The organism is Flagellatimonas centrodinii (assembly GCF_016918765.2).
In the GTDB taxonomy this organism is placed as follows: domain Bacteria; phylum Pseudomonadota; class Gammaproteobacteria; order Nevskiales; family Nevskiaceae; genus Polycyclovorans; species Polycyclovorans centrodinii.
The window spans coordinates 1,329,428-1,354,565 of sequence record NZ_CP092104.1; the positions used below are offsets into that span (position 1 = coordinate 1,329,428).

General features: G+C 67.0%; 28 protein-coding genes. 13 read left to right on the forward strand and 15 right to left on the reverse strand.

Annotated features, from left to right (window positions below; all coding sequences use genetic code 11):
- The first annotated feature begins 92 nt into the window (after positions 1-92).
- Positions 93-1,180, forward strand: a protein-coding gene (locus JN531_RS06270; RefSeq protein WP_228347576.1) for an IS3 family transposase whose coding sequence is annotated in 2 segments (ribosomal slippage) — positions 93-345 and positions 345-1,180 — 1,089 coding nt in all. Because the reading frame shifts where the segments join, the coding sequence is not laid out codon by codon here.
- 1,008 nt (positions 1,181-2,188) lie between these two features.
- On the opposite strand, the gene mutM is transcribed toward JN531_RS06270, so the two are convergent.
- The 6 genes from mutM to JN531_RS06300 form a co-directional block, all read right to left on the reverse strand.
- Positions 2,189-3,007 (reverse strand): bifunctional DNA-formamidopyrimidine glycosylase/DNA-(apurinic or apyrimidinic site) lyase, encoded by an 819-nt coding sequence (mutM, locus tag JN531_RS06275; RefSeq protein ID WP_228348003.1) that lies wholly within the window; start codon positions 3,005-3,007, stop codon positions 2,189-2,191.
- A 9-nt stretch (positions 3,008-3,016) separates the two neighbouring features.
- A complete protein-coding gene (locus tag JN531_RS06280) occupies positions 3,017-3,880 on the reverse strand; it encodes a DUF4340 domain-containing protein (RefSeq protein ID WP_228348004.1) in 864 nt (287 codons plus the stop codon).
- A gap of 8 nt (positions 3,881-3,888) precedes the next feature.
- Entirely contained in the window at positions 3,889-5,226 is a 1,338-nt protein-coding gene (locus JN531_RS06285; RefSeq protein ID WP_228348005.1) for a GldG family protein, read from the reverse strand.
- 12 nt (positions 5,227-5,238) lie between these two features.
- Entirely contained in the window at positions 5,239-5,979 is a 741-nt protein-coding gene (locus tag JN531_RS06290) for an ABC transporter permease (RefSeq protein ID WP_228348006.1), read from the reverse strand.
- Complete coding sequence (locus tag JN531_RS06295) at positions 5,976-6,917, reverse strand: ABC transporter ATP-binding protein (RefSeq protein ID WP_228348007.1); 942 nt, start codon at positions 6,915-6,917, stop codon at positions 5,976-5,978. The genes JN531_RS06290 and JN531_RS06295 overlap by 4 nt, the downstream gene beginning before the upstream one ends.
- A gap of 151 nt (positions 6,918-7,068) precedes the next feature.
- Positions 7,069-8,172: a TRAP transporter substrate-binding protein gene (locus JN531_RS06300; RefSeq protein WP_228348008.1), complete on the reverse strand. Its 1,104-nt coding sequence runs from the start codon at positions 8,170-8,172 to the stop codon at positions 7,069-7,071.
- Between the two features lie 250 nt (positions 8,173-8,422).
- Between JN531_RS06300 and dtd the strand changes: the two genes are divergently transcribed.
- The 9 genes from dtd to tatC all read left to right on the forward strand — a co-directional run bounded on the left by dtd (position 8,423) and on the right by tatC (position 13,645).
- Positions 8,423-8,860, forward strand: coding sequence for a D-aminoacyl-tRNA deacylase (dtd, locus tag JN531_RS06305; RefSeq protein ID WP_228348009.1), 438 nt, complete (start codon positions 8,423-8,425; stop codon positions 8,858-8,860).
- Between the two features lie 103 nt (positions 8,861-8,963).
- Complete coding sequence (gene hisB, locus JN531_RS06310) at positions 8,964-9,557, forward strand: imidazoleglycerol-phosphate dehydratase HisB (protein ID WP_228348010.1); 594 nt, start codon at positions 8,964-8,966, stop codon at positions 9,555-9,557.
- Positions 9,558-9,591: 34 nt separating this feature from the next.
- Positions 9,592-10,230, forward strand: coding sequence for an imidazole glycerol phosphate synthase subunit HisH (hisH, locus tag JN531_RS06315; RefSeq protein ID WP_228348011.1), 639 nt, complete (start codon positions 9,592-9,594; stop codon positions 10,228-10,230).
- 157 nt (positions 10,231-10,387) lie between these two features.
- On the forward strand, positions 10,388-11,119 hold the full coding sequence (gene hisA, locus JN531_RS06320) for a 1-(5-phosphoribosyl)-5-[(5-phosphoribosylamino)methylideneamino]imidazole-4-carboxamide isomerase (RefSeq protein WP_228348012.1): 732 nt from the start codon (positions 10,388-10,390) through the stop codon (positions 11,117-11,119).
- Between the two features lie 42 nt (positions 11,120-11,161).
- Positions 11,162-11,932, forward strand: coding sequence for an imidazole glycerol phosphate synthase subunit HisF (hisF, locus tag JN531_RS06325; protein WP_228348013.1), 771 nt, complete (start codon positions 11,162-11,164; stop codon positions 11,930-11,932).
- Between the two features lie 69 nt (positions 11,933-12,001).
- Entirely contained in the window at positions 12,002-12,334 is a 333-nt protein-coding gene (locus JN531_RS06330) for a phosphoribosyl-ATP diphosphatase (RefSeq protein WP_228348014.1), read from the forward strand.
- 1 nt (position 12,335) lies between these two features.
- Positions 12,336-12,566, forward strand: a complete 231-nt coding sequence (gene tatA / locus JN531_RS06335) for a Sec-independent protein translocase subunit TatA (RefSeq protein WP_228348015.1) — start codon at positions 12,336-12,338, stop codon at positions 12,564-12,566.
- 21 nt (positions 12,567-12,587) lie between these two features.
- Positions 12,588-12,878, forward strand: a complete 291-nt coding sequence (gene tatB, locus JN531_RS06340; protein ID WP_228348016.1) for a Sec-independent protein translocase protein TatB — start codon at positions 12,588-12,590, stop codon at positions 12,876-12,878.
- Positions 12,875-13,645, forward strand: coding sequence for a twin-arginine translocase subunit TatC (gene tatC, locus JN531_RS06345; RefSeq protein WP_228348017.1), 771 nt, complete (start codon positions 12,875-12,877; stop codon positions 13,643-13,645). The genes tatB and tatC overlap by 4 nt, the downstream gene beginning before the upstream one ends.
- On the opposite strand, the gene aroE is transcribed toward tatC, so the two are convergent.
- Together aroE and hemB are read right to left on the reverse strand one after the other, a co-directional pair.
- Positions 13,642-14,460: a shikimate dehydrogenase gene (gene aroE, locus JN531_RS06350; protein ID WP_228348018.1), complete on the reverse strand. Its 819-nt coding sequence runs from the start codon at positions 14,458-14,460 to the stop codon at positions 13,642-13,644. The two genes, tatC and aroE, sit on opposite strands and share 4 nt — an antisense overlap.
- A complete protein-coding gene (gene hemB / locus JN531_RS06355) occupies positions 14,457-15,458 on the reverse strand; it encodes a porphobilinogen synthase (RefSeq protein WP_228348019.1) in 1,002 nt (333 codons plus the stop codon). The genes aroE and hemB overlap by 4 nt, the downstream gene beginning before the upstream one ends.
- 107 nt (positions 15,459-15,565) lie before the next feature.
- On the opposite strand from hemB, the gene JN531_RS06360 reads away from it, so the two are divergent.
- The 3 genes from JN531_RS06360 (at position 15,566) to glpK (ending at position 18,480) form a co-directional block, all read left to right on the forward strand.
- The gene (locus JN531_RS06360; protein WP_228348020.1) at positions 15,566-16,135 is read left to right on the forward strand and encodes a sigma-70 family RNA polymerase sigma factor; all 570 of its coding nucleotides are present in this window, start codon (positions 15,566-15,568) and stop codon (positions 16,133-16,135) included.
- Positions 16,132-16,902, forward strand: coding sequence for an anti-sigma factor (locus JN531_RS06365; RefSeq protein WP_228348021.1), 771 nt, complete (start codon positions 16,132-16,134; stop codon positions 16,900-16,902). Before JN531_RS06360 ends, JN531_RS06365 begins: the two co-directional genes overlap by 4 nt.
- 81 nt (positions 16,903-16,983) lie before the next feature.
- Entirely contained in the window at positions 16,984-18,480 is a 1,497-nt protein-coding gene (gene glpK / locus JN531_RS06370; protein WP_228348022.1) for a glycerol kinase GlpK, read from the forward strand.
- Here glpK and JN531_RS06375 read toward each other — a convergent pair.
- The 7 genes from JN531_RS06375 to JN531_RS06405 form a co-directional block, all read right to left on the reverse strand.
- Positions 18,468-19,295, reverse strand: coding sequence for a chorismate transformation FkbO/Hyg5 family protein (locus tag JN531_RS06375; RefSeq protein WP_228348023.1), 828 nt, complete (start codon positions 19,293-19,295; stop codon positions 18,468-18,470). The genes glpK and JN531_RS06375 overlap by 13 nt on opposite strands.
- A gap of 189 nt (positions 19,296-19,484) precedes the next feature.
- On the reverse strand, positions 19,485-20,462 hold the full coding sequence (locus JN531_RS06380) for a malate dehydrogenase (protein ID WP_228348024.1): 978 nt from the start codon (positions 20,460-20,462) through the stop codon (positions 19,485-19,487).
- A gap of 135 nt (positions 20,463-20,597) precedes the next feature.
- Entirely contained in the window at positions 20,598-20,954 is a 357-nt protein-coding gene (locus JN531_RS06385; RefSeq protein WP_228348025.1) for a YciI family protein, read from the reverse strand.
- 50 nt (positions 20,955-21,004) lie between these two features.
- Positions 21,005-22,267 carry an RNA polymerase sigma factor gene (locus JN531_RS06390; RefSeq protein WP_228348026.1) on the reverse strand — a complete coding sequence of 421 codons (1,263 nt, stop codon included), beginning with the start codon at positions 22,265-22,267 and terminating at the stop codon, positions 21,005-21,007.
- Positions 22,264-22,674, reverse strand: coding sequence for a YciI family protein (locus tag JN531_RS06395; RefSeq protein ID WP_228348027.1), 411 nt, complete (start codon positions 22,672-22,674; stop codon positions 22,264-22,266). Before JN531_RS06395 ends, JN531_RS06390 begins: the two co-directional genes overlap by 4 nt.
- An 18-nt stretch (positions 22,675-22,692) precedes the next feature.
- A complete protein-coding gene (locus tag JN531_RS06400) occupies positions 22,693-23,133 on the reverse strand; it encodes a VOC family protein (RefSeq protein WP_228348028.1) in 441 nt (146 codons plus the stop codon).
- 224 nt (positions 23,134-23,357) lie between these two features.
- Complete coding sequence (locus tag JN531_RS06405; RefSeq protein ID WP_228348029.1) at positions 23,358-25,121, reverse strand: ABC transporter transmembrane domain-containing protein; 1,764 nt, start codon at positions 25,119-25,121, stop codon at positions 23,358-23,360.
- Between the last annotated feature and the right edge of the window lie 17 nt (positions 25,122-25,138).

Sequence of the window (25,138 nt, forward strand, 5' to 3'; positions counted from 1 at the left end):
TTAACTGCACGGTTGAATTTAGGGTAATCCCCCCACAGGATAGCGGCAGCCGGGAGTGGAATTTTCTCGTAACCTGAGTCGAGGAGGTTCCCATGCGGAAATCACGATTTACCGACAGCCAGATCATGGCGGTGTTGAAGCAGGCAGAAGGTGGCGCGCCCGTGCCTGAGCTGTGCCGGGAGCACGGCATCAGCTCGGCGACGTTCTACAAGTGGCGGTCGAAGTTCGGCGGCTTGGACGTCTCGCAGCTCACCCGGATGAAGGAGCTGGAGGACGAGAACCGGCGGCTGAAGAAGATGTACGCCGAGTCCCAGATGAGCGCGGAGCTGCTGAAGGAAGCGCTGTCAAAAAAATGGTGAGGCCATCTCAGCGCCGAGAGATGGCCCGATGGGCGGTAACTTCCAAGGCGATCAGCATCCGGCAGGCCTGTGTGACCTTTCAGGTCAGCGAGACCTGCTACCGGTACCAAGCCAAAGCCGAGCCTGAAAACGTGCGCATTGCCGATTGGCTGGTGCGGCTCACCAGTACCTACCGCAACTGGGGCTTTGGGCTGTGCTTCCTGTACCTGCGCAACGTCAAGGGGTTCGGGTGGAACCACAAGCGCGTCTACCGGATATATCGCGAACTGGAGCTCAATCTCCGCATCAAACCGAAGAAGCGGCTGCTGCGACAGCTGCCGCGGCCCCTGACAGTACCGCTGGCATGTAACGAGGTCTGGTCGATGGACTTCATGCACGACCAGCTCAGTGACGGCCGCAGCTTTCGGTTGTTCAACGTGCTGGATGACTACAACCGGGAAGGGCTCGGGATCGAAGTGGATCTATCGCTGCCATCGACACGGGTTATCCGCAGCCTGGAGCAGATCATCGAATGGCGCGGCACACCGCGGGTCCTGAGGTGCGACAACGGCCCGGAACTGATCAGTGGCGCGCTCATGACCTGGGCCAGGGAGAAAGGCATCCGCATCGAATACATCCAGCCGGGAAAGCCGCAGCAAAATGCCTATGTCGAGCGCTACAACCGAACCGTACGCTACGACTGGCTGAGTCAACACCTGTTTCACAGCATCGAGCAGGTGCAGCAATCCGCCACCGACTGGCTCTGGTCGTACAATCACGAAAGGCCAAATATGGCACTTGGTGGCATTACCCCCATGCAGCGGCTTGCTGCCGCTGCGTAGCTCCACTTCTGAATGCCGTTAAAAATGGGGGGATTACCGCACCTTGTCGAAAAGCCACTTTGATTTGATCGCACGGGTTTCGCCCTGCTGGGTGAGCTCCGCCGTTTAGCGAGCACTGCTCGCTGGCGGGGCTCACGACCCGGCATGGAAGCCGGGGCCGGAGTGGATTAGCGAGGTGATGTGTCGCCAGGATGGCCAATGCCAAGGTGCATTCGCGGCAAACCCCAAAAGCGGCGTCGGCTCTGAGGATGGAACTTCGTCGACACGCTTTCCTATTTCGGTTGCAACGGTTCCGCCCTGCTGGGCGGGTCTCTTTTCTTTGCTTGCCCAAAAGAAAAGAGACGAAAAGAAAGGGCACCCGGAGAGGGCGCCGGCTGCGCACTTCGGACACACCTCGCGCCGGTCATCCTGACGACACGTCATCTCTCGCACCGACCCCGGCCCGGACATCCATGTCCGGGCGTTCGCCCCGCCAGCGAGCTGTGCTCGCTAAACGGCAAGGCTCACCGTGCTCGGGGCCGGGCCAAAGCGGCTCCTGCCGCGATGGCCCTGAGCGGGACATCGTGTCCCGCGCTCCCCTGCGCTCGTCAGACCGTCCGGCGCCCTCTAACGGGACGAAAAGCCACAGCGACCGGACCAGGACGCTTTTCGCTTCTGGGGCCCCTTGGCGTGGACCGAGCAGCGCAGCGCGCACAGGGGTCAGCCGGACACGATGTCCGGCTGAGGGATGCGACGACAGGATGTCGTCTCAGACCGACCCCGAGCACGTGAGCAGCGCAGAGCACCGGCGACAGCCGGGACACGCCTCGGGGTGTGCTTTCTTTTGGTTACTTTTCTTTGCACAAGCAAAGAAAAGTGACTCGCCCAGTAGGGCGAAACCGTTGCTGGCGAGTGAAGAACAGGTGTCGACGCAGTGGCTTACCGTCGGTTGGACTTACGCCAAGTGAAAGCGCATGTGCAGGAATCGCTGAGACTTGCCCAATCACCTGTCACGGCGCCAAAGGCGCCTCACCGCTGACAGCGCGGGCAGTAGCAGCTGGCGCGCTGACCGATGCGGGACAGCCGGATCGGGGTGCCGCAGGTGCGGCAGGGGGCGCCGCCGCGGCCGTAGACGAACAGGTCCTGCTGAAAGTAGCCCGACTCGCCGTGGGCGCCGGCGAAGTCGCGCAGGGTGGTACCGCCCTGGATGACAGCGGCCTCCAGCACCGCCTTCACCGCTTCAGCCAGTGCGTGGTATTCGCGACGGGTCACCTTGCCGGCCGCGCGGCTGGGGCGGATACCGGCCCGGAACAGCGACTCTGCGGCGTAGATGTTGCCGGCGCCCACCACCGTCTCGCCGTCCATCAGGAAACTTTTGACCGGGCCGCTGCGCCGGCGTGAGCGCTGGAACAGGTAGTCGCCATTGAACGCCGGATCGAACGGTTCGGGGCCGAGATGATCGAGCAGCACATGGCCGGCGGCATCGCCCGGCCATAGCAGCACGGCACCGAAGCGGCGCGGGTCGTGCAGGCGCAGCAGCACGTTGCCGGACAGTTGCAGGTCGACATGGTCGTGCTTGCGTAGCGGGACCTCCGGCGTCAGCACGAACAGCCGGCCGGACATGCCCAGGTGCACCATCAGCCGGTCGCCGGAATCCAGCAACAGCAGCAGATACTTGCCGCGGCGGTCGGTGCCGGTAATGGTCTGGCCGGTCAGCCGCTGCTCCAACCCGGGCTCGACCGGCCAGCGCAGCCGCCGGTCGCGCACGGTGACGGATTCGATCCGCTGCCCGGTCACATGGGGGGTGACACCCCGCCGAACCGTCTCGACCTCGGGCAGTTCCGGCATGGCGGACGGTCAGCCGGCGCTGGCGTCGTCGGCCGGCGCTGCTTCGGCCGGCAACTGCAACAGCGTGTCGACCAGGGCCCGCGACAGGGTATGCCGCACCCGACGTTCGAGGTCCACCAGTTCGAACTGCGGTTCGCGGCGGGCGATGCCGTACCGCTGCTGGCGGCCATCGGCGAAGCGCAGCGTGACGAATTCGGTGGGGGCTTCGGCATCGTCTTCGAGCGCGCCGTTCCACATCGCCTGCGCCTCGCGCCAGCCATTGACCACCGCCATCATGCGGTCGGCACTGGCCTGCGGGTGCTGGTCGGCCTGCCAGATGCCGTCGGTTTCGGTGAGGGTCAGGTCGGGCGTTTCGATGGCCACGAGCGTGGCCTCGGGGGCCACCAGTTGCTTGCTGACAAGGTCACTGTAGTCGGCATCCAGCGCGGCGCTGGGCGGGTCGTCGACCAGCACCACGCGATCGCCGGTGTCGACATAGCGCTGGAACGCCAGCGGCTCCATGCCGCCAAAGGCGAGGGACCGGTCATTGAGCGTCACCGTGTACTGCGGCGGCGCCAGGCCGACCACGGCGCGATCGACGCTGGCATCGACCGCGCGTTTCACCGGCAGGCTGGCGACACTGAGGATGCCGTTCACCTCCAGGTTGTCGGCGCGGGCCTGCACCGGGGCCACCAATTGCCAGGGGCCCTCGCCTTCGCGTTCAAGCCGGATCGCCGGCTTGCCGGTGTGGGCAACCTCGAGACGGGTGATCGCCGCTTCGGTGAGCGGCGTCAGCGGTTCAACCGGCTCGACCTGCTCGCGGCTGAACCACACCGCGGCGCCGAGCCCGGCCACCGCCAGCAACAGCAGGCCATTGAGATGGGTACGTTTCATGGTTGACCTCAGCGACGCCGGCGCACCAGCCAGCGGCTGACGCCGAAGCCGAGCAGCAACAGCGGCAGCACGCCGACGAAGCCGGCCACGATGACCTTCGAGCCGATGGCGCCAAGGGTGATGACGGTATCGGGCGCGGCGGGCACGTCGATGTTGAGCTGGGCATCACGGGAGGCCAGCCATTGCAGCAGGTTGAGCGCCAGCGCCTGGTTGCCGAGCTCCACCAGATGGGCGTTGCTGAGGAAGTCAGCGTCGCCGATCAACGCCACCCGCTGGGTGCGGGCGTCATCGCCCTCGCCGAGGGAGCGGGTCAGGGTGGCACCGATGGTCAGCGGGCCGGGGATATCCAGGTCATCCAGCGCCACCGTGCCGCCGCTGATATCGCCGGTCTCCAGCCAGGCGGCCTCACTGGTCACCAGCAGGGCCTGCTGCTGCCAACCCTCGGGTGGTGTCAGTGCCAGGGCCCGCGCCAGTGGGAACAGGGTGACCTGGTCCATGCCGCGGGTGACCGGGTTTTCTGGGTAGCTGATGGCGGCAAAGAAGCCGGGGTGGCCGGTGCCCAGCAACTGGTATTCGGGGAAGATGGCGTAGCCGTCGAGCCAGCGCAGGCCCAGATCGTCGGCCAGCGGCGCCAGACCGGTTGGCGTATCGGGATCGGCCAGCCACAGCAGATTGCCGCCGTCAGCGACGTACTGGCGGATCAGCTCGATTTCGCCGGGCAGGTAGTCCTTCTCCGGGCTGGCCAGCACCAGCACGCTGGTGTTCTCGGGAATCTGCGGCGTCTGCACCAGATTCAGGCCCTGCACCTTGAGGCCCTTGTCGCGCAGTACGGCGGCGAGACCGGACAGCGCCAACTGGTTGTCGTCCCCTTCCAGCGGCCGCTCGCCATGGCCACCGACGAACACGGCCCATTGCTCGCCACCGTAGGCGAGGCGTTGCAGCGCGGTGGTGACCAGCGGTTCGGTGGTGCCGGTGATGGTCTCGCGGCGGCCCTGATACTCGACCACGATCTGGCCGGGCTGGCGGATCTCGAATTCGCGCACCGCCTGCGGGTTGGTGCTGGGGTCGATGAAGCTCAACTCGATGTCCGGCTTGGCGCGGGTGTAGCGCTCGAGATCGGCGGTGACGCTCTGCCGGATCGGATCGCCGGAGTAGGCGAAGACACGGAAGATGATCGGTTCGGGCATGGACGCCAGCTGCGCCTCGCTGGCGGCGGTCAGGCTATTGCGACCGCCGGCAGTCCAGTCCATCGCGGTGCTGAAGCGGACCGACAGCCAGCCGAGCAGCACGATCACGGCGACGAACAGGCCGATCCCGGTGAGTTTCTGCAATCCTTGGGTTTTCATCGGCGCGTTCCTTTATTGCCGTTCGAGGTCGAGCCGTTGCACGGTCAACCCCAGGAACAGGGCGGTGAAGAGCAGGTAGTAGGCGACGTCGGCGGTATCGAAAACGCCGCGCCGCAGGCTTTCGTAATGGTCGATCAGCGACAGGTAGGCGAACACCTCGGCGAACGGCATGCCGTCGTTGAAGCTGAGGATGTTGATCAGCCACACCAGCAGCAGCAGACCGAAGCTGCCGACGGCCGCAATGGTGGGTTCACGCGTCAACGAGGAGACGAACAGCCCGGCGGCGGCAAACGCCATCATCAGCAGCAACAGGCCCAACAGGCCGGCCGCAACCCGGCCGAGGTCAAGATTGGTGGCGTGCATCAGTGACAGCGGCATCAGCGCCGCCAGCCCGACCAGCGCCAGCACGAAGCCCATCACCCCGAGAAACTTGCCGAGCACGATCTCGCTGAGCGAGACCGGCGCCGACAGCAGCAGGGTGAGGGTGCCGGATTTCCGTTCCTCGGCGAACAGCCGCATGGTCATCAGCGGCATGATCAGCAGCACCAGGATGGTGGCAAAGCCGAACACCTGGCCGGCCACCACATCGGAGACACCGAACTGTTCGCCGGGAAACGGGTTGGTGATGTACTCGAACAGCACGTTGACGAAGACGAAGCCCAGCAGCAGCTGGACCACCGCGAGCACGGCCCAGGCCAGGGGAGAGAGAAAGATGCGCCGCAATTCGGCGCGGGCGATGGTCAGGGTGTTCATGCGGCCAGCCTCGGCGTATCGCTGGAGGTGAGGGAAACAAAGATGTCTTCGAGGGTGCGGGTCTGGGCGTGCAGCTCGTAGAGCCCCCAGTCACGTTCGGCGGCAGCAGCGGCCAGCGCCTCCCGCGGGTCCTCGCCGTCGTTGCAGCGCAGCTGGAAGCTGCCCTCGCCGGTTGCGGCGACCCCGGCAATGCCCGGCAAACCGGCCAGCACCTCGGCCGGTGGCGGGCGCCGCAGCCGCAACTGCAGCGTTTCCAACCGGTCGGCGCCCTCCGGCCGCACCGGTTCGTCGTAGACCGCTCGGCCACGGGCGATGATCATCACCCGCGAACACACCGCCTGGATCTCCGGCAGGATGTGGCTGGACAGGATCACCGAATGGTTGCGCCCGAGATCGGCAATGAGGGCGCGGATCTCGCGAATCTGGATCGGGTCGAGCCCGACGGTGGGTTCGTCGAGGATGATCACCGGCGGCCGGTGGATGATGGCCTGCGCCAGCCCCACCCGCTGTTGGTAGCCCTTCGACAGGTTGCTGATGAGCCGCCGACTCACGTCGGTGAGGCCGCAGTCTTGCTTGGCGGAGGCTACCGCCTCGCGCCGCGGGGCGCCGCGCAGGCCGTGCAGGCCGGCGGCGAAATCGAGGTATTCGTCGACCGTCAGCTCGCCATAGACCGGCGGCTGTTCGGGCAGGTAGCCGAGGGCCTGTTTGGCCTTCTTCGGGTCGTCGGCGAGGGCGACCCCCTTGATGGCGACGGTGCCGGCGCTGGGGGCCAGGGTGCCGGTCAGCATCTTCATGGTGGTGGACTTGCCGGCGCCGTTGGGGCCCAGCAGGCCGAGCACCTCGCCCTTGCGCAAGGTCAGGGAGAGGTCTTCAACGGCGGTCTGCGGGCCATAGCGACGGGTCAGGCCGCGTGCTTCGATGAGGATTTCGTGATCCATGCCGATATTCTTCGTTCTGGGTGGATGACGCGGTGATAGACGCGTCGGCGCGGCGGGAGTTCCCGCCCCGGGGTGTCGATGATGCGGATTCCGCCGCAGGCTTCAAGCCCTTGCGGCGGGGCCGGCGGGGCGTGCCGCCGACCCTCGCGGGTCATGCATCCCGGGCGTTCAGATAGGCATGCTCGCTGATGCGGGTGGTCTGCATCACCTGCTGGCGGAAGGCATCGTAGGAAGCAAACACCCGGCCGGTGAACGCATCCGCTTCGGCCGCCTCGCGGATCACCGTTTCCGAGGTCTCGCGCAACGCGGCCAACACATCGTCGGGGAAGGCCAGCACGGTCACCCCGTGTTCCTCGACCAGGGTCTTGAGCGCCGCCTGGTTGCGGGCAGTCATCTCCGCCAGCATGGTGTGCGAGGTGGATTCGCAGGCGGTGGCGACGATGCTCTTCAGGTCATCCGGCAGCGCGGCCCAGGCATCGGCGTTGACGATGGCTTCGAGGCAGGCGCCGGGCTCATGCCAGCCCGGGTAGTAATAGTAGGGCGCCGCCTTGTGGAGACCGAAGGCGAGATCGTTGTAGGGCCCCACCCACTCGGTGGCGTCGATGGTGCCGTTCGACAACGCCGTGAACAGTTCGCCGCCGGGAATGTTGACCGTGGTGACCCCCAGGCGGTCGAGGACTTCACCGCCCATCCCTGGCATGCGCATCTTCAGGTTCTTGAGGTCGGCGACAGACTCGATCCGCTTGCGGAACCAGCCGCCCATCTGGGTGCCGGTGTTGCCGGCATCGAAGGGCACCAGATTGAAGGGCGCGTAGAGTTCGCGCCACAACTCCATACCGCCGCCGTAATAGAGCCAGGCATTCATTTCCTGTGCGGTGAAGCCGAACGGCACGCTGCAGAAGAAGGGGGCGGCGGGGGCCTTGCCCTTCCAGTAGTAGGCGCCGCCATGGCCCATCTGCGCGCTGCCCCGCGAGACCGCATCGAACACTTCCAGCGCTGGCACCCGCTCGCCGGCACCATAGACGGTGACGGTGAGGCGCCCGCCCGACATCTGGGTGATGCGCTCTGCCAGCCGGTTGGCGCCGGTGCCCAGGCCGGGGAAGTTCTTCGGCCAGGTGGTATACATGCGCCAGTCGATTCGTTGCGCCTTGTCGCTGGCGGCGGCGGTCGCGCAGTCGCTCTGGGCGGAGGGCTTGCACCCGGCCAGCGCGGCGCCTCCGGCGGCCAGTCCCAGCAGCATGTCTCGGCGTTTCATGGAATCGCGTCTCCCCTCGGCTTTAGGTCTTGTCGGCATTCATGCCGCGCAAAGGGTACACCGGCGGTGGGGCCGATCGTCCAGACATAAAGAAGGCCCGGTCGCTGACCGGGCCAAAGGGAGGAAGTAAAACCATGTGCCGGAACCGAAGCGGCCATTGGCCAATCGTTCAATTCTGGCCGGTCGAGTGTAGCGACCGGCCTGCGTGCGGGATGTGGCCGGAGGCGATGGCCGGTGTAGGAGATTGCCGATGATCGGCCTGATCCAGCGGGTGCGGTCGGCTGCGGTCGAGGTCGCGGGCGAGACGGTGGGGGCCATCGACCAGGGCCTGTTGGTGCTGGTGGGCGTGCAGCCGGCCGACGACGCCGGGCGGGCGGCGCGGCTGCTCGAACGGCTGCTGAGCTATCGCGTCTTCGAAGATGCGGCCGGACGCATGAACCTGGCGTTGCGCGACATCGGCGGCGGGCTGCTGCTGGTGCCACAGTTCACACTGGCGGCCGACACCCGGCGCGGGACCCGGCCCGGCTTTTCCACCGCCGCGCCGCCGGCGCTGGCCCGGCATCTGTTCGGCGAACTGCTGGATCGGGCCCGGGCGCAACACCCGGTGGTGGCAGCGGGCCGGTTCGGGGCCGACATGCAGGTGAACCTGGTCAACGACGGACCGGTCACCTTCTGGCTGGAAGCCTGAACAGCACCGGCCGGCGCCCCGGAGCCACCGGCAAACGTTCGCCCGGCTTGCGTTTGAAGGCCTGCGGAGTATCCTACGCGGCTTCCTGACAGCCCCCGGGCCCATGTCCGCTCGTATCGCCAGTCTCAGCCGCAACACGCTGGAAACCCGCATCGAGGTTGAAATCAACCTCGATGGCAGCGGTGCTGCCCGTCTGGATACCGGGATCCCGTTCCTAGACCACATGCTGGATCAGGTGGCCCGGCACGGGCTGGTCGACCTGACGGTGACAGCCAAGGGCGACCGTCACATCGACGACCATCACACGGTCGAGGACATCGGCATCACCCTCGGCCAGGCGTTTGCGCAGGCCATCGGCGACAAGAAAGGTCTGGTGCGCTATGGCCACGCTTATGTGCCCCTCGACGAAGCACTGTCCCGCGTGGTGCTCGACCTTTCGGGCCGCCCCGGTCTGGAGTGGTTCGTCGACTTCACCCGTGCACGCATCGGTAATTTCGATGTCGACCTGTTCCGCGAGTTCTTCCAGGGCTTCGTCAACCACGCGCAGGTGACCCTGCACGTCGATGCCCTGCGCGGTCGCAACAGCCATCACATCGCCGAGACGGTGTTCAAGGCGTTCGGCCGTGCCCTGCGCATGGCGGCCGCGCCCGACCCGCGCGCCGGCGGCGCGATGCCGTCCACCAAGGGCGTGCTGTAAGCCGCTCGGATCGGGTTTCCCCAGGATTCATCTTATGGCGGCCATTGGCGTCATCGACTACGGCATGGGCAACCTGCACTCGCTTGGCAAGGCGCTGGAGCGGGTCTGCAGTGCGACCCGGGTGGAGGTGTCATACGACCCCGAGGTCCTGCTCAAGTGCGACCGGCTGGTGCTCCCCGGCGTCGGGGGCGTGCGCAGCTGCATGAACGAGCTGCGGCGGCTGGAACTCAATGATCTGGTGCTGGAGGCGGCGGCCACCAAGCCGTTGCTGGGCATTTGCCTCGGCATGCAGGTGATGATGGACCGCAGCGAGGAGAACGGCGGGGTCGACGCCCTCGGATTGTTCCCGGGCGAGGTGGTGCGCTTCCCCGACCCGCCCGCCGACACCGCGTATGAACGCCTGAAGGTGCCGCACATGGGCTGGAACCGGGTGCGCCAGACGCAACCGCATCCGATCTGGGACGGCGTTCCCGATGACAGCTGGTTCTACTTCGTCCACAGCTACCACGCGCGGTTGAAGAACCCGGCGCATGCGCTGGGCACCACCGACTACATCCATGAATTTCCGTCGGCGCTGGCGCGCGACAATATTGTCGCCTTCCAGTTTCACCCCGAGAAGAGTCAGGCGATGGGCATGGCATTGCTGTCGAACTTCGTGACCTGGTCGCCATGACCTGCCACGACCGGCTTGCGCTGGCCTGCTCGCTGGGGCACGCTTGCGTCTCGTCAGGCCCTGACCGCTGACTCCTGCACCGACGACCGAAACGGGCGTTTGAGAACGCCCCCGAACCGCCTCCCCATTTCTCACCCGACTGCTGCCTGCTCAGCTCATGCTGCTCATCCCTGCGATTGACCTCAAAAATGGCCAGTGCGTCCGCCTGCGCCAAGGCCGGATGGACGATGTCACTGTCTTTTCCGATGACCCCGTGAGCATGGCCCAGCGCTGGGTCGACGAGGGGGCCGAACGTCTTCATGTCGTCGACCTCGACGGTGCGCTCAAGGGGCAGCCGCTCAACCTCAAGGTGGTGGAGGCGATCACCTCCGCGATCAACATTCCAGTGCAGGTCGGCGGCGGCATCCGCGATGAGGAAACCGTGCAGCGGTACCTCGACGCCGGGGTGCAGTACGTCATCATCGGCACCAAGGCGGTCAACGCGCCGCACTTCCTGCACGACCTCTGCATCGAGTACCCGCGGCACATCATCGTCAGCCTCGATGCCAAGGACGGACGTGTGGCCCTCAACGGCTGGACCAAGATCACCGGTCACGACGTGGTGGAGACCGCTCAGCACTGCGAGCGCGACGGCGTCGAGGCGATCATCTACACCGACATCGGCCGCGACGGCATGATGGGCGGTTTCAACGACGAAGCTACCGGGCACCTTGCCCGCAGCCTCAATACCCCGGTCTTCGCCAGCGGCGGCGTGTCGTCGCTGGACGACATCCGCCGGCTCACCACGCTGGAAGGTGACGGTGTCGCCGGGGCGGTGATCGGGCGGGCGCTCTACGAAGGCGGCTTTACGCTGTCCGAGGCGATCAAGGTCGTTCAGGAAAGCGCCTGAGTGCCGACGCTGTTCGGCACCCCCCACGGGCTCTGATATCCCATGCTTGCCAAACGCATCATTCCCTGTCTCGACATTGACCGCGGCCGCGTGGTCAAGGGCGTCAAGTTCGAGGACATTCGCGACGCCGGTGACCCGGTCGAAGTGGCGCACCGCTATGACCAGCAGGGGGCCGACGAGCTGGTGTTTCTCGACATCACCGCCAGCTCACAGGATCGCCCCACCCTGTTCCAGACGGTCGAAGCGGTCGCCCGCGAGATCTACATCCCGCTGACCGTGGGCGGCGGCGTGCGCACTTGTGCCGATGTCCGCGCCCTGCTGTCGGCCGGTGCCGACAAGGTCAGCATCAACACCGCTGCCGTCGAGCGGCCGGAGTTCGTCACCGAGGCCAGTGACCGCTACGGTGTGCAGTGCATCGTGGTGGCGATCGACGCCAAGCGCGTGAACAAGAAGAAGGAGCCGCCGCGCTGGGAGATCTTCACCCACGGCGGCCGCAAGCCGACCGGGCTGGACGCGGTCGACTGGGCCGCGCGGATGGTGCGCTACGGCGCCGGCGAGCTGCTGGTGACCAGCATGGACCGCGATGGCACCAAGGCCGGCTATGACCATGAGCTGTTGCGCGCGATCAGCGATGCCGTGACCGTCCCGCTCATCGCCAGCGGCGGCGTTGGCGCGCTGGAGCATCTCTACGAGGGGCTGACCTATGGCGGCGCCGACGCGGTGCTGGCGGCCAGCATCTTCCACCATGGCACCCACACCGTGGGTGAAGCCAAGGCGTATCTGGCCGGCAAGGGTGTCCGCATCCGCCAGTAATCCGTACGGGTTCAGCTGCGGTGGCAGGTGTAAGCTGTCGCCGGACCGTCACCGAGAGGGCATACACTGATGAATCCGGGAGAGGTCCTGAGCGCACTGCAAGGCGTGCTGGAGGACCGCAAGCACGCGCAGGCGGACGACTCCTACGTGGCCAGCCTGTACCGCCGCGGCGAGGATGTGATTCTCAAGAAGGTCGGCGAAGAGGCGGCAGAGACCCTGATCGCCGCCAAGAACCCCGACACGGGTCTGCTGGTCCATGAAGTGGCGGACCTGTGGTTCCACACCCTGGTGCTGCTGGCCCACAAGGGGCTGCGGGTTGAACAGGTGACCGACGAGCTGGCGCGTCGGTTCGGTATTTCAGGCCATGCGGAAAAAGCCGCACGGCCGCAGGAGGAGGTGTGAGATGGGTACTTTCAGTGTCTGGCACTGGTTGATCGTTCTGGCCATCGTGCTGGTGGTCTTCGGCACCAAGAAGCTGCGCAATGCCGGTGGAGACCTCGGTGCTGCCGTGAAGAATTTCAAGGATTCGGTGAAGGAAGGCGAGGCCGACGCACCGAAAACGGCCGAGCAGCTGGCGCGCAATCAGACCGACGAGCCCGCCAACGAGGCACAGAAGCACAAGCAGAACAGCTGAGCCTGATCTCCGGCCCCGACCATGCTCGACATCAGCTTCACCGAACTGACGATCTGTCTGGTCATCGCGCTGATCGTGCTCGGGCCGGAAAAGTTGCCGGCGGTGGCGCGTGCGGTGGGCCGTTGGACCGGTCAGGCCCGCGGCTACCTGCGCAACCTGTCGGCCGAGCTGGATCGCGAGACCCGGGCCAGCGATCTGCGCAAGCAGCTTGAAGACGCCAAAAAGCTGCTCAACGAGCAGGAGCGGTCCACTCGGGATGCCGTCAACAAGGTGATGACCGACGTCAAACCGCCGCCTGCAGACAAGCCATGAGCGGCGAAACCACCGGGACCGAACAACCGCTGATCGCGCATCTGCTGGAACTGCGCGACCGCTTGCTCAAAATCGTCTGGGGCGTGCTGCTGATATTTCTGCCGCTCACCTTCTTCGCCAAGGACCTCTACACCCTGGTGGCGACCCCGCTGATCGCGCTGATGCCCGAGGGCACCAGCATGATTGCCACCGAGGTCGCATCGCCCTTCTTCGCGCCGATCAAGCTGGCGGGGGTGGCGGCGTTCCTGCTGTCGATGCCCTGGACCTTGTGGCAGATCTGGTCGTTTGTTGCCCCCGGGCTGTACAAGACCGAGCAGCGGCTGGTCGCGCCGCTGATGCTGTCATCGACCCTGCTGTTCTATTCCGGGGTGGCCTTCGCCTACTTTCTGGTACTGCCGACGGTGTTCGGGTTCCTCATCGGCATGGCGCCGGAGGGCGTGTCGGTGATGACCGACATCAGCCAGTACCTGAGCTTCGTGCTGACCCTGTTCATCGCCTTCGGGTTCGCCTTCGAAACCCCGGTGGCGATCGTGCTGCTGGTGCGGACCGGCTTCGTCACGCCGGCCAAACTCAAGAGCGTGCGCGAGTACGTTCTGGTCGGGGCTTTCGTGCTCGGCGCCATTTTCACGCCACCGGACGTCATCTCGCAGCTGATGCTGGCGGTGCCGGTGTACCTGTTGTACGAGGTCGGTATTTTCGCCTCGCGCTGGTTCACTCCGGGCATTGCCGAAGTGGAAGCGCAGCAGCGCGAAAACGGCAGTATCTAGCGGCGGTCGGCCGACCCCCAGGCGGCGCGCAGACCCGCGGTCGGCGGGCGAATGCCGTGCCAGCGTTCGAAGCTCTCTGCCGCCTGTTCGATGAGCATCCCCAGGCCGTCATGCACCCGGCGCGCGCCGGCCGCCACCGCCCAGTCGGCAAACGGCGCATGGGCAACGCCGTAGCTGAGATCGTAGGCTTCGGCCCCGGTCGCCAGCAGGCCGTCGGGCAGCCGGGGAATGCCGCCGCCGTGACCGGCCGAGGTGGCGTTGATGACCAGGTCGTACTGATCGCCCTTGAGTGCCAGGTGGGTGCGAGGCACCAGCGGCCCCACCGAACGGAAGGCGTCCGCCAGCGCCTCCGGCTTCCAGGGGTTGCGATTGGAGACCACCAGTTCAGCGGGGCCGGCCTGCAACAGCGGACCGAGGATGCCGCGCGCGGCACCGCCCGCACCCAAAACCAGGACCCGACGATCGCGGACGATGATGCCCAGAACCTCGAGGTCGGTGAGCAGCCCGGCGCCGTCGGTATTGTCGCCGGTCCAGCCGGCGGGCCCCCGGATCAGCGTGTTCACCGCGCCAGCGAGCGCTGCGCGAGGCGTCACCTCGGTACAGAGCGCTGCGACCGCCGCCTTGTGTGGCAGGGTGACATTGAAGCCGTCCCAGCCCGCGGCAAACAGCGTCGGCACCTGTTCCGCCAGCGCCTCGGGCGCGATATCGAGGGTGCCGTACTGCAGGGCCAGTCCGGTGTCCTCGGCGAACCGGGCATGGATCAGCGGCGAGCGACTGTGGGCCACGGGATGGCCGATGACCGCAAAGCGCTTCATGCCGGTGTGTCCTGCAGCCAGCGTGCGGCGCGCTCGGCGTAGTAGGAGAAAATGATGTCGCTGCCGGCGCGGTGCAGGCAGGTCAGGGCTTCAAGCAGCACCGCTTTCTCGTCGAGCATGTCGCGGGCAATGGCGGCATGCAGCATGCTGTATTCGCCACTGACCTGGTAGGCCGCCACCGGTACCGCAAAGCGGTCTTTTACCCGGCGGATGATGTCGAGATAGGGCATGCCCGGCTTCACCATGACGATGTCGGCGCCTTCGTCGAGGTCCAGCGCGACCTCGCGCAGGGCTTCGTCGGTGTTGGCGGGGTCCATCTGGTAGGTCTGCTTGCCGCCCTTGCCCAAGTTGGGGGCGGAGCCCACCGCGTCGCGGAACGGCCCGTAGAAGGCGCTCGCATATTTGGCGGCGTACGACAGGATCATGGTCCGGTGCAGGCCGTCGCGTTCCAGCACGCGGCGGATCTCGCCGATGCGGCCGTCCATCATGTCGGAGGGCGCCACCATGTCGGCGCCGGCACGGGCATACAGCAACGCCTGTTTGCGCAGCACTTCAACGGTGGCATCGTTCTCGATGTACCCCGCCGCATCGAGCAGTCCGTCATGACCGTGAGTCGTGTAGGGATCGAGCGCGATGTCGACGATCACCCCCAGCGTCGGCGCCGCCTGCTTGACCGCGGCGATCGCGCGGGGCACCAGGCCGTCCGGGTTGAGCGCTTCCTCGCCACGGTCGCTCTTGCGCGCCTGCGGGATCACCGGGAACAGCGCGATGGCGGGAATCCCCAGGGCCTGCAGGCGCTGGGCGGTGGTCGCCAGTCCTTCCAACGTCAGCCGTTCGCAGCCGGGCATGCTGTCGATCGGCCCGGCGAGCGCGCCCTCGGCGACGAACAGCGGCTGCACCAGGTGGGCGGCGGTCAGTCGGGTCTCACGCACCATCGCGCGAATGAAGGGCGCCTGCCGCAGCCGGCGCGGGCGGGTCAGGGGATACGCGCCGGACATGGGAGCACTCCTGCAGGTCGGGGTTGGGGAATCGGGTCGGGGTTCATCATGATAGCGAGGTACGGGCAGGTGCCGGACCGCTGCGATGTTGGGCTATAGTGCCAGCCATGCAATTCACCCCACCCGCGACCGAGGAGACGGAGCGGCTGGTCGCGCTGCTGCGTGCGACCGCCGAACGTGACGTTCTGGCGTTCCGCCGCCTGTACGAGGCAACCTCATCGCATCTGTTCGGTCTGCTCGTCCGTATGTTACGGCAGCGTGATTGGGCGGAGGAAGCCTTGCAGGATTGCTATCTCAAGATCTGGAACCGAGCGGAGTCGTATGCACCTGACAAGGGCACGCCTCTGGCCTGGATGATGACCATCGCACGGTACCGTGCCTTGGATCTTCTGCGTGCCCGACGCGAACATCTCTCGCTGGACGACGACAGCGGCCGCCCGGAGCCCATCGATCTGGAGCCTGGTCCGGCCGACGACGCCGAGACCCAGGAGCAGCTGCATCGGCTGGAAGACTGCCTGACCGAACTCCCCGATGAGCAGCGGCGATCAGTGCTGTTGGCCTACTACGAGGGCTACACCCACTCCGAGCTGGCATCACAGCTCAGCAGTCCCCTGGGGACCGTCAAGAGCTGGGTTCGCCGGGGGCTGTCACGCCTGCGGGAGTGTCTCGACCCATGAGCTCACTTAGCCTCAATGCCCGCCGGCAGCTCGCCGGTGCCTACGTGCTCGGTACCCTGCGAGGCCTGGCGCGTCGCGGTTTCAGCCGTCGGATGCAACGGGACCCGGCGCTGGCGGCTGAAGTGCAGTGGTGGGAACGGCAGTTCCACCGGCTGCACCGCGGCTTCGCCGAACAGACCCCACCGGCACACATCTGGCCGGCCATCGCCCGGCAGTTGGTGCAGGTGGTTCCAGCGGCCCCCGCCGCAGCGACCGCCGACGGTCGGATCGCGCCGGTGCTCACGGCGCGCCGTCCGGGGCCGCCGCCACCGGCTGGCGTCAGCCGCGGCTGGCGTGTTCTGGCGTTGGCAGCCTCGCTGGTGGCCATGGTGCTGGGCGGCGTGCTGGTACGCGAGGTCCAACAGGTGCCGCCGGCACCGACCCTCACCGCAGCGGCACAACCGCACTACATCGGCGCGCTCGAAGGAGACGGCGGCCGCTGGCTGGTCTCGGTCCCATTGCAGGGCGGGCTGATGAAAGTGCGAGTTGAAGGGACACCGGCCCTGGCGCAGAACCAGGCGGCCGAGCTGTGGTGGATTGGTGCGGACGGAACCCCGCGGTCGCTGGGCGTGCTGCCGTCCGGTGGCGAACTGCAGCGAGTGGTCGAGGCGCTGCCGCCGGCGCCCAGTCCGGTACTGGCGGTCAGTCTCGAGCCGCTGGGCGGGTCTCCCACCGGCCAGCCCACCGGGCCGGTGGTTGCCCAGTTCGCGGCCGTCCGCAGCTTATAGGCCGCATGCGTCCGGTCGCTTGGCATCCGGTCCACATGCCCGTAACGTCGGCCTCTCATTCATTGCAGAGGCAACCGGACCATGACGGCATTGGTGGCGATCGACCAGGGCACGACCAGCACACGGACCATCGTCTTCGCCCGTGACGGCGGCAGCCTCGGCAGTCATCAGGTCGAGCTGCCGCAGCACTACCCGCAGTCCGGTTGGGTCGAGCACGATGCCGCCGAGATCTGGCAGCACACCCAGCGGTGCCTGCGCGCCGCCATTGCCGATGCCGGAATGACGGCGGCCGACATCACGGCGATCGGTATCACCAACCAGCGGGAAACCACGGTGGTCTGGGACCGCGCCAGCGGCCAGCCGATTCACCGCGCGATCGTCTGGCAGGACCGTCGCACCAGCGGCTGGTGTGCCGAGCGTGCCGATCGCAGCGATTGGCTGGCGGCGCGGACCGGTCTATTGCTCGACCCCTATTTTTCCGCCACCAAGATCGCGTGGATTCTTGATCACGTCGACGGCGCCCGCGCCCGCGCCGAGGCCGGCGAGCTGGCCTTCGGCACCATCGACAGCTGGTTGATCTGGAACCTCACCGGCGGACGTGTGCACGTCACCGACGCCACCAATGCCTGTCGCACCGCCCTGTTCAACCTCGACACCCAGGACTGGGATGACGAACTGTTGGAGTTCTTCGGCGTGCCACGCGCCCTGCTGCCGACGGTCTGCGACAGCGCCAGCGAATTCGGGGTGACGGCCGATGGGGTGCTTGACCATCCGGTCCCGATCCGCGGCGTCGCCGGTGACCAGCAGGCCGCCACCATCGGCCAGGCCTGCTTTCAGCCGGGCATGGTGAAGTCGACCTATGGCACGGGCTGTTTCATGGTGCTCAACACCGGCTCGGAGCGGGTGGCGTCGCAGAACCGCTTGCTGACCACCGTCGCCTATCGGCTCAACGGCCAGCCCACCTTCGCGCTGGAGGGCAGCATCTTCGTCGCCGGGGCGGCGGTGCAGTGGCTGCGCGATGCCGTCCACCTGATCCAGAACGCCGGCGAGACCGAGCGACTGGCGGCGTCGGTGGACAGCACCAACGGGGTGTATCTGGTGCCTGCCTTCACCGGCCTTGGTGCCCCTTACTGGGATCCCGAGGCGCGCGGCGCCATTCTCGGCCTGACCCGCGATTCCGGCATTGCCCACATCGTGCGTGCGGCGCTGGAATCGGTGGGGTATCAGACCCGCGACCTGATGAACGCCATGCGCGAGGACGCGCTGATGCCGGTGGAGCTTCGGGTCGACGGCGGCATGGTGGTCAACGACTGGCTCACCCAATGCCTGGCCGATGTGCTGCAGCTGCCGGTGGTGCGGCCGCGGGTGGTGGAGACCACCGCGCTGGGCGCTGCATTTCTCGCGGGTCTGCAGTCGGGCGTGTACGCCTCGCTGGACGAAATCGCCGAGCAGTGGGCGGAGGACCGGCGCTTCACGCCGGCACTGGCAGCCGACCGGGCCGATGGACTCTACAACGGCTGGCTGGCGGCGGTGGCACGGGTGAAGACGGCAGCGAGTGCGACCACTCAGACGGCGTAAACCCCCTCCACTTCCACCGTCAGGTCGGCGCGGCAGATATCCCCGACGTGCAGCCCCCAGGGCACCCCCGGCGACCAGGCGCGGCATTGCCGCAGCAGCGGAATTGCGGTTCGCGGTGAGCGGGCGTAGAGCCGCATGGTCTGCGGCCGCAAGCGAACTCCGAAGCGCTGCATTGCGTCGTTGACCAGACAGTCAAGGTTGACGCGGGTTTCCGCCAACTGGGCGTCGGCATCAAAGGCGTGTGCGGTGAGGTGGCCGACCACGCTGCTGGTCCCCGACACCAGCAGCTGGCGCGCCTCGGGCAACCACAACGCACGCGTGAATCCCGGGCTCTGCGGGCCATAGGTGCGGGGGTACTGCCAGGCAGGCACCTGCCGCGGATTTTCCACCGGCACCCCCGGGGTGCGCCCGGCCAGCACCCACAGCCACAGCCCGGGGCGGGCGCTGCCGATCACGGTCGCGGCAGGAAAGCGGTCATCGCCCTTCAGGCCCTCGGCCCGCCCGATGCAGAACTGGCGATAGCGCTCACCGTCGCCGTCGCCCTCATTGATGCGATCGAAGTAGGTCCAGGTTCGCAGCAGTTGCGGATAGCCGCGCGCCAGCAGCCGGGTGATCACGGTGGTGTAGGCGGTGCGAGCGGCCGCTCGGATATCCTCGGCGTCATCGACCTGCCAGGCCTCGACGGCATAGTCGGCGGCTGGTCCGCACCAGTGGTCCGGCGCCACCCCTGGCGTCGCCAGCGGGTGGTCGTTGCCGAACAGGCTGAACAGGGCGTCGGCCGGCGCGGGGTCGCCGAAGTGGACGGTGAGCGCCATCAGGGAGTGCGGAGGAGCATGGGGGGTAAATGATACGGGGCGTTGGGAATTTCCGACGGTTTGTCGGGTCGGCGGTGGTGTCCTCGCGACCAATCGATGCACGCGGCGTCGTGCGCCCCACTGCCTCCCAAAGCGAAAAGCCCGCCGAGAGGCGGGCTTTTCACGGGCATCGTGAAAGGCAGAGCCCGACTACTTGAGCAGCTCTTCGATGGCTGCCCGTTCCTCGCGCAGTTCCTGCTCGGTGGCGTTGATGCGGGTCCGCACGCTATCCGGCACGTCCAGCCCCTGGACGATTTCGTACTGGCCGTTGGCGCAGGTCACCGGGTAGCCGAACTGGATGCCGGGGGCGATGCCGTAGCTGCCATCCGAAGGAATGCCCATGGTCACCCACTGGCCATGGGTGCCCAGCGCCCAGTCACGCATGTGGTCGACTGCGGCGGAGGCGGCAGAGGCGGCGGACGAGGCACCGCGCGCCTTGATGATGGCGGCGCCACGCTGCTGCACGGTGGGGATGAAGTCGCCGGTCAGCCAGCTTTCGTCCACCAGTCCGGTGGCGGCCTTGCCGCCGACGGTGGCGTGGGTGATGTCCGGCACCTGGGTGGCGGAGTGGTTGCCCCAGACGATCAACTTTTCGACATCGCCGGAATGCGCACCGGTCTTGGCGGCAAGCTGGCTCATGGCGCGGTTGTGGTCGAGCCGCATCATTGCGGTGAACTGCTTGGGATCGAGGCTCTTGGCGTTGCTGGCGGCGATCAGCGAGTTGGTGTTGGCGGGGTTGCCCACCACCAGCACGCGGACATCACGGCTGGCCTTGGCGTCGAGTGCCTTGCCCTGCACCGAGAAGATGGCGGCGTTGGCGGTCAGCAGGTCCTTGCGTTCCATGCCAGGTCCACGCGGACGGGCACCCACCAGCAGCGCGTAGTCGGTGCCGTCGAAGGCTTCCATCGGGTCGGCAGTGGCGACGATTTCCTTCACCAGCGGGAAGGCACAGTCGTCCACTTCCATCACTGTGCCCTTGAGCTTCTCAAGGCCCTCGGGGATGTCGAGCAGCTGCAGAATGACCGGTTGGTCCTTGCCGAGCATGTCGCCGGAAGCGACGCGGAAAATCAGCGAGTAGGCAATCTGACCAGCTGCGCCGGTGATGGCGACGCGGACGGGCTTCTTCATCAGGGACACTCCCAAATCTGGATCGATGAGTGGAAAGGGGCCGGATTTTACCCCGGAAGCACCATCCCCGCCTGCCGCGGGTCGCCCGTGACCGCAGAGGCTTGCGGCTTCAGGCGTTGCGCGATGCCCGGACCCTCAGCTTTCGTTGCAAGGTCCTGTCTCACGCAACTCCACCGTGGCAAACGCCACGGCCGGGCAATCGCGGGCAATCGCGAGGGCCTGCTCGCGGTCGACGTTCTGCAACAGGAAAAAGCCGCCGACCATTTCTCGGGCCTCGGCGAACGGGCCGTCGGTCAGTCGGACGTTCCCACCCTCGGCCTTGAGGCGAACCCCCTGTTCGTCACTCTTCAGTGACTGGCTGAGCACCAGCACGCCGCGTTGCTTCAGGGCATCGGTGTAGGCCTGCATGGCCTCGTAGCGCGCGTCGGCCACTTCGGGTGCGCGGGCACCCCGGTCCCCGGTGGGTTCCATGATCAACATCACGTAGGCCATGTCGGCTCCTCCTGGAAAAGACGGCAGCATAGCGCTGGCGGATGACCGTTTCAGGGATCACAGCCGGCGGCGCGTGCCAGCATCAGGTCCTGCTCCCGCCGGTTGCGGGTGAGTGCGGCGGCATCGAGGAAAGCCTGTCGCGCCGCCGCCCGCTGTCCCAGCCGAAACAGCAGGTCGCCGCGCACGGCCGGCAGCAGGTGGTAGTGACGCAGGGCCGGTTCGTCGCGCAGCGCGTCGGTCAGTGCCAACCCTGCTTCGGGGCCAAAGGCCATCGCCACTGCCACCGCCCGGTTGAGCGCCACCACCGGCGTCGGCGCCACCGTCATCAGGGCGTCGTAGAGCGCGGTGATACGGGCCCAGTCGGTGTCTTCGGCGCGGCGGGCGCGCGCGTGGCAGGCGGCGATGGCGGCCTGGAGTGCGTAGGGCCCCAGCGCACCCCCGAGGCGTTCGGCGCGCGCCAGCGCCTGTAGCCCGAGCCGGATCAGCAAGGGATCCCAGCGGCCGCGATCCTGATCCGGCAACAACACCGGTTGTCCGTCGGCGGTGGTGCGGGCGCGGGTGCGGGAGGCCTGCAGCTCCATCAGGGCGAGCAGGCCAAGGACTTCGCTTTCGTCTGGTGCCAGCCCCGCCAGCACCCGGCCCAGCCGTTGCGCCTCGGCGCACAGGTCGGGACGCATCCAGTCATCACCCGAGGTGGCGGCGTAGCCCTCGTTGAAGAGCAGGTAGATCACTTCCAGCACCGAGGCCAGCCGCTGTTCGCGCTGCGCGCCCTGCGGCACCTCGAAGGGCACCTGCGCAGCCGTGAGCGTGCGTTTTGCGCGGACGATGCGCTGGGCGATGGTGGGCTCCGGCAACAGAAAGGCACGGGCGATCTCGTCGGTGCTGAGCCCGCCCAGCAGCTTGAGTGTGAGCGCCAGGCGGGCATCGGTGGACAGCACCGGGTGACAGGCGATGAAGATCAATCGCAGCAGGTCATCGCCGATGTCGTCCTCCACCGCGGCGTCGAAGTCCGGCATGGTGCTGACCTCCTCGATCAGGTCATGGCCCAGCATGGCGTGTTTGCGCGCCTGCATCTGCTCATGGCGGATGCGGTCGATGCCGCGGCGTTTGGCGGTGGTCACCCACCAGGCCGCCGGCCGGTCCGGCACGCCCTCGGCCGGCCATTGTTCCAGCGCTGCCACTAGGGCATCCTGCGCCAGTTCCTCGGCCAGCCCGACATCGCGCACCAGCCGGGTGAGCGTGGCGATGACCTTGGCCGATTCGATGCGCCAGATTGCCTCGATCGCGCGGTGGGTGGCGCGGGGATCACTCATTGGCGGCGCTGCATCTCCTCGAAGCCGGCGGCGGCCCGCTGTACGTCCTCGGGGAAGTCCTCCATGGCCTGCACCTGTCGCACCTCGATGATCTCGTTGTCGCCGGCCGGGCAGCGTGTGGCCCATTCAATGGCCTCCTCACGCGACGCCACTTCAATCATCCAATAGCCGCCCAGCACCTCCTTGGCTTCGGGAAACGGGCCATCGGTGACGGTCGCCCGGCCCGCGCTGAAGCGCACGCGCGCACCGGCGGCGGGCGGGTGGAGACCGTCCAGTGCCAGCAAGACGCCCGCCTCCTGCAGTGCGGTGTTGTATCGCATCATCGCCTCCACCGCCCTGGCATCCGGTACGGCATCGGCAGGGGCGGATTCGTAGCCGCCGGGAATCATCAGCATCATGAATCGCATGGTCGTTCTCCTGGCGGGTCAGGCGGTGGCGGGCGCGGTGACGTTGATCATCCAGCCCAGGCCAAAACGGTCGGTGAGCATGCCGAATCGCGGCGACCAGAAAGTAGGCGCCAGCGGCATGATGATTTCTGCCCCGTCGGACAACGCCGCGAAGCACGCGTCGGCTTCCGTCTCGGTGGCGAGGTTGAGCGACAACGAGAAGCCGCCCCCCGGTCGTGACTGGCCGTGACAGGGGTTGTCCGAGGCCAGCAGGGTGCTGCTGCCGATGGTGAATTCGGCGTGCATCACCTTGTCTTCGTAGCCAGGGCTGACCTGCTCGGGGGGTGGCGGTTCCGGGGCATCGCGATAGCGCATCAACATGCCGACGGTGGCACCGACCGCGCGCTGGTAGAACATCAGGGCATCGGCGCAGTGGCCGTCGAAGATCAGGTAGGGCTGGACAAATGGGGGCGTGGACATGGTCGGCGACTCCAACTTCGGTGACGGGGAGGATCGCAGGGCAACGAGTGACATCGACATCGTGATCGGCTTGGTGTTGAGGCAGAACCCGTGGACCGGCGAAGCCCGGATCGTCCGGACTCGTCTCCACGTCGAAACATCACGACGAGATTCGACACGGCGGTTGCACGGGTGCCGCTTCTGTTCGCCAGGCACCTGATTTCACGGAGAATATCGTTGCGACCTCAGGCCACCAGTTGTAACCGCGCCAGTCGTGCGTAAAGCCCGCCCTGCTGCAACAGCGTCTGCGGCGGGCCCTGCTCGACAATACGTCCCTGTTCCAGCACCACGATGCGGTCGGCCCGCTGCACGGTGGACAGCCGGTGGGCAATCACCAAGGTGGTGCGTCCGCGCATGGCCGCACTCAGCCCCTGCTGAACCATCACTTCGCTCTCGGCATCGAGCGCGCTGGTGGCCTCGTCGAGCAGCAGCAGCGGCGGGTTGCGGAGAATGGCGCGGGCAATCGCAATGCGTTGCCGCTGGCCGCCGGAAAGGCGCAGGCCGCGTTCGCCGAGGAAAGTCCGATAACCGTCCGGCAGGGCGCGGATGAAACCGTCCGCCAGTGCGGCGCGGGCGGCGGCCATCACTGCATCGTCATCGGCGGTGGCGTTGCCGTAGCGGATATTGTCGAGGGCATCGGCGCTGAAGATCACCGGGTCCTGCGGCACGATGCCGATGTGCGCGCGCAGGTCAGCCGGATCGAGGTCGCGCAGGTCGATGCCATTGAAGCGGATCGATCCGGCATCGACATCGTGAAACCGCAGCAGCAGTTGGAACAGCGTCGTCTTGCCGGCACCGCTGGGGCCCACCAGCGCGACCGTTTCGCCTTCGGCGATGTCGAGGGTCAGGCCGTCGAGCGCTGGGGTCAGTGGACGTGAGGGGTAGCGGAACTGCACCGCATGCAACTGCAGGTGCGCCTGCCGGGTGGCCGGCAGCCGGGCCGGCGCGACCGGCGCAACGATGGCCGGTTCTGCGGCCAGCAGCTCCATCAGTCGTTCGGTGGCACCGGCGGCGCGCATCACTTCCCCCCACACTTCGGCGATGACCCCGAGGCCCCCCGCGGTGAACAGCGCGTAGAGCACGAAGGCGGCCAGCTCGCCGGCCGACATGGTGCCGGCGATCACCGCCTGTGCGCCCAGCCACAGCACGAAGACGATGGCCCCGAAGGCCCCCGCGATCACCCCGGCGGTGAGCCCGGCGCGCACCCGGGTGCGGCGCATGGCGGTGGTGAAACTGCGCTCCACCGCCGAGCCGAAACGGGCGGCTTCGTTGGGCTCCTGGGTATTGGCCTGCACCGTGGGGATGGCGTTGAGAATCTCGCCCGCCAGTGCCGAGGTGTCGGCAATGCGGTCCTGCGATGCCCGCGACAGCGAGCGCACCGCCCGTCCGGCGAGGATCACCGGCACGATCAACAGCAGCAGCAGCCCCACCGTGATGATGAACAGCTTGAAGCTGGTGACGGCCAACATCACCAGGCCGCCCGCCGACTGGAAGGCACTGCGCAGGCCCATGGAGATCGACGAGCCCACCACGGTCTGCACCAGCGTTGTATCGGTGGTGAGGCGTGACAGCACCTCGCCGGTACGGGTGGTCTCGAAGTAGCCAGGGGGTTGCGCCAACATGCGTCGGTAGATGGCGTTGCGGAGGTCGGCGGTGATGCGCTCGCCAATCCAGCTCACCGTGTAATAGCGCCCGGCCACCAGCAGGGCACTCAGCAGGGCCAGCAGGAACAGGGCGATGAAGTGCCGGTGCACCCCGCTGCCGCCAGCGAAGCCATGATCGATCAGGTCGGCGATGGCCGCGGGCACCGCCAGCGTTGCCGCGGCCGCCAGGCACAGCAGCAGGAAGGCCAGCGCCACCATCCGACGATAGGGGAACAGGAAAGGCCACAGGCCACGCAGTGACGCCAGGCGCTTGGTCGCCGGGGGCGTATCAGAGGGTTCGGTCATGGTGCCGGCGACGATAA

Coding starts and splice junctions, on each gene's coding strand:
- mutM (WP_228348003.1), bottom strand. CDS start 3,007: ATGCCGGAACTGCCCGAGGTCGAGACGGTTCGGCGGGGTGTCACCCCC.
- JN531_RS06280 (WP_228348004.1), bottom strand. CDS start 3,880: ATGAAACGTACCCATCTCAATGGCCTGCTGTTGCTGGCGGTGGCCGGG.
- JN531_RS06285 (WP_228348005.1), bottom strand. CDS start 5,226: ATGAAAACCCAAGGATTGCAGAAACTCACCGGGATCGGCCTGTTCGTC.
- JN531_RS06290 (WP_228348006.1), bottom strand. CDS start 5,979: ATGAACACCCTGACCATCGCCCGCGCCGAATTGCGGCGCATCTTTCTC.
- JN531_RS06295 (WP_228348007.1), bottom strand. CDS start 6,917: ATGGATCACGAAATCCTCATCGAAGCACGCGGCCTGACCCGTCGCTAT.
- JN531_RS06300 (WP_228348008.1), bottom strand. CDS start 8,172: ATGAAACGCCGAGACATGCTGCTGGGACTGGCCGCCGGAGGCGCCGCG.
- dtd (WP_228348009.1), top strand. CDS start 8,423: ATGATCGGCCTGATCCAGCGGGTGCGGTCGGCTGCGGTCGAGGTCGCG.
- hisB (WP_228348010.1), top strand. CDS start 8,964: ATGTCCGCTCGTATCGCCAGTCTCAGCCGCAACACGCTGGAAACCCGC.
- hisH (WP_228348011.1), top strand. CDS start 9,592: ATGGCGGCCATTGGCGTCATCGACTACGGCATGGGCAACCTGCACTCG.
- hisA (WP_228348012.1), top strand. CDS start 10,388: ATGCTGCTCATCCCTGCGATTGACCTCAAAAATGGCCAGTGCGTCCGC.
- hisF (WP_228348013.1), top strand. CDS start 11,162: ATGCTTGCCAAACGCATCATTCCCTGTCTCGACATTGACCGCGGCCGC.
- JN531_RS06330 (WP_228348014.1), top strand. CDS start 12,002: ATGAATCCGGGAGAGGTCCTGAGCGCACTGCAAGGCGTGCTGGAGGAC.
- tatA (WP_228348015.1), top strand. CDS start 12,336: ATGGGTACTTTCAGTGTCTGGCACTGGTTGATCGTTCTGGCCATCGTG.
- tatB (WP_228348016.1), top strand. CDS start 12,588: ATGCTCGACATCAGCTTCACCGAACTGACGATCTGTCTGGTCATCGCG.
- tatC (WP_228348017.1), top strand. CDS start 12,875: ATGAGCGGCGAAACCACCGGGACCGAACAACCGCTGATCGCGCATCTG.
- aroE (WP_228348018.1), bottom strand. CDS start 14,460: ATGAAGCGCTTTGCGGTCATCGGCCATCCCGTGGCCCACAGTCGCTCG.
- hemB (WP_228348019.1), bottom strand. CDS start 15,458: ATGTCCGGCGCGTATCCCCTGACCCGCCCGCGCCGGCTGCGGCAGGCG.
- JN531_RS06360 (WP_228348020.1), top strand. CDS start 15,566: ATGCAATTCACCCCACCCGCGACCGAGGAGACGGAGCGGCTGGTCGCG.
- JN531_RS06365 (WP_228348021.1), top strand. CDS start 16,132: ATGAGCTCACTTAGCCTCAATGCCCGCCGGCAGCTCGCCGGTGCCTAC.
- glpK (WP_228348022.1), top strand. CDS start 16,984: ATGACGGCATTGGTGGCGATCGACCAGGGCACGACCAGCACACGGACC.
- JN531_RS06375 (WP_228348023.1), bottom strand. CDS start 19,295: ATGGCGCTCACCGTCCACTTCGGCGACCCCGCGCCGGCCGACGCCCTG.
- JN531_RS06380 (WP_228348024.1), bottom strand. CDS start 20,462: ATGAAGAAGCCCGTCCGCGTCGCCATCACCGGCGCAGCTGGTCAGATT.
- JN531_RS06385 (WP_228348025.1), bottom strand. CDS start 20,954: ATGGCCTACGTGATGTTGATCATGGAACCCACCGGGGACCGGGGTGCC.
- JN531_RS06390 (WP_228348026.1), bottom strand. CDS start 22,267: ATGAGTGATCCCCGCGCCACCCACCGCGCGATCGAGGCAATCTGGCGC.
- JN531_RS06395 (WP_228348027.1), bottom strand. CDS start 22,674: ATGCGATTCATGATGCTGATGATTCCCGGCGGCTACGAATCCGCCCCT.
- JN531_RS06400 (WP_228348028.1), bottom strand. CDS start 23,133: ATGTCCACGCCCCCATTTGTCCAGCCCTACCTGATCTTCGACGGCCAC.
- JN531_RS06405 (WP_228348029.1), bottom strand. CDS start 25,121: ATGACCGAACCCTCTGATACGCCCCCGGCGACCAAGCGCCTGGCGTCA.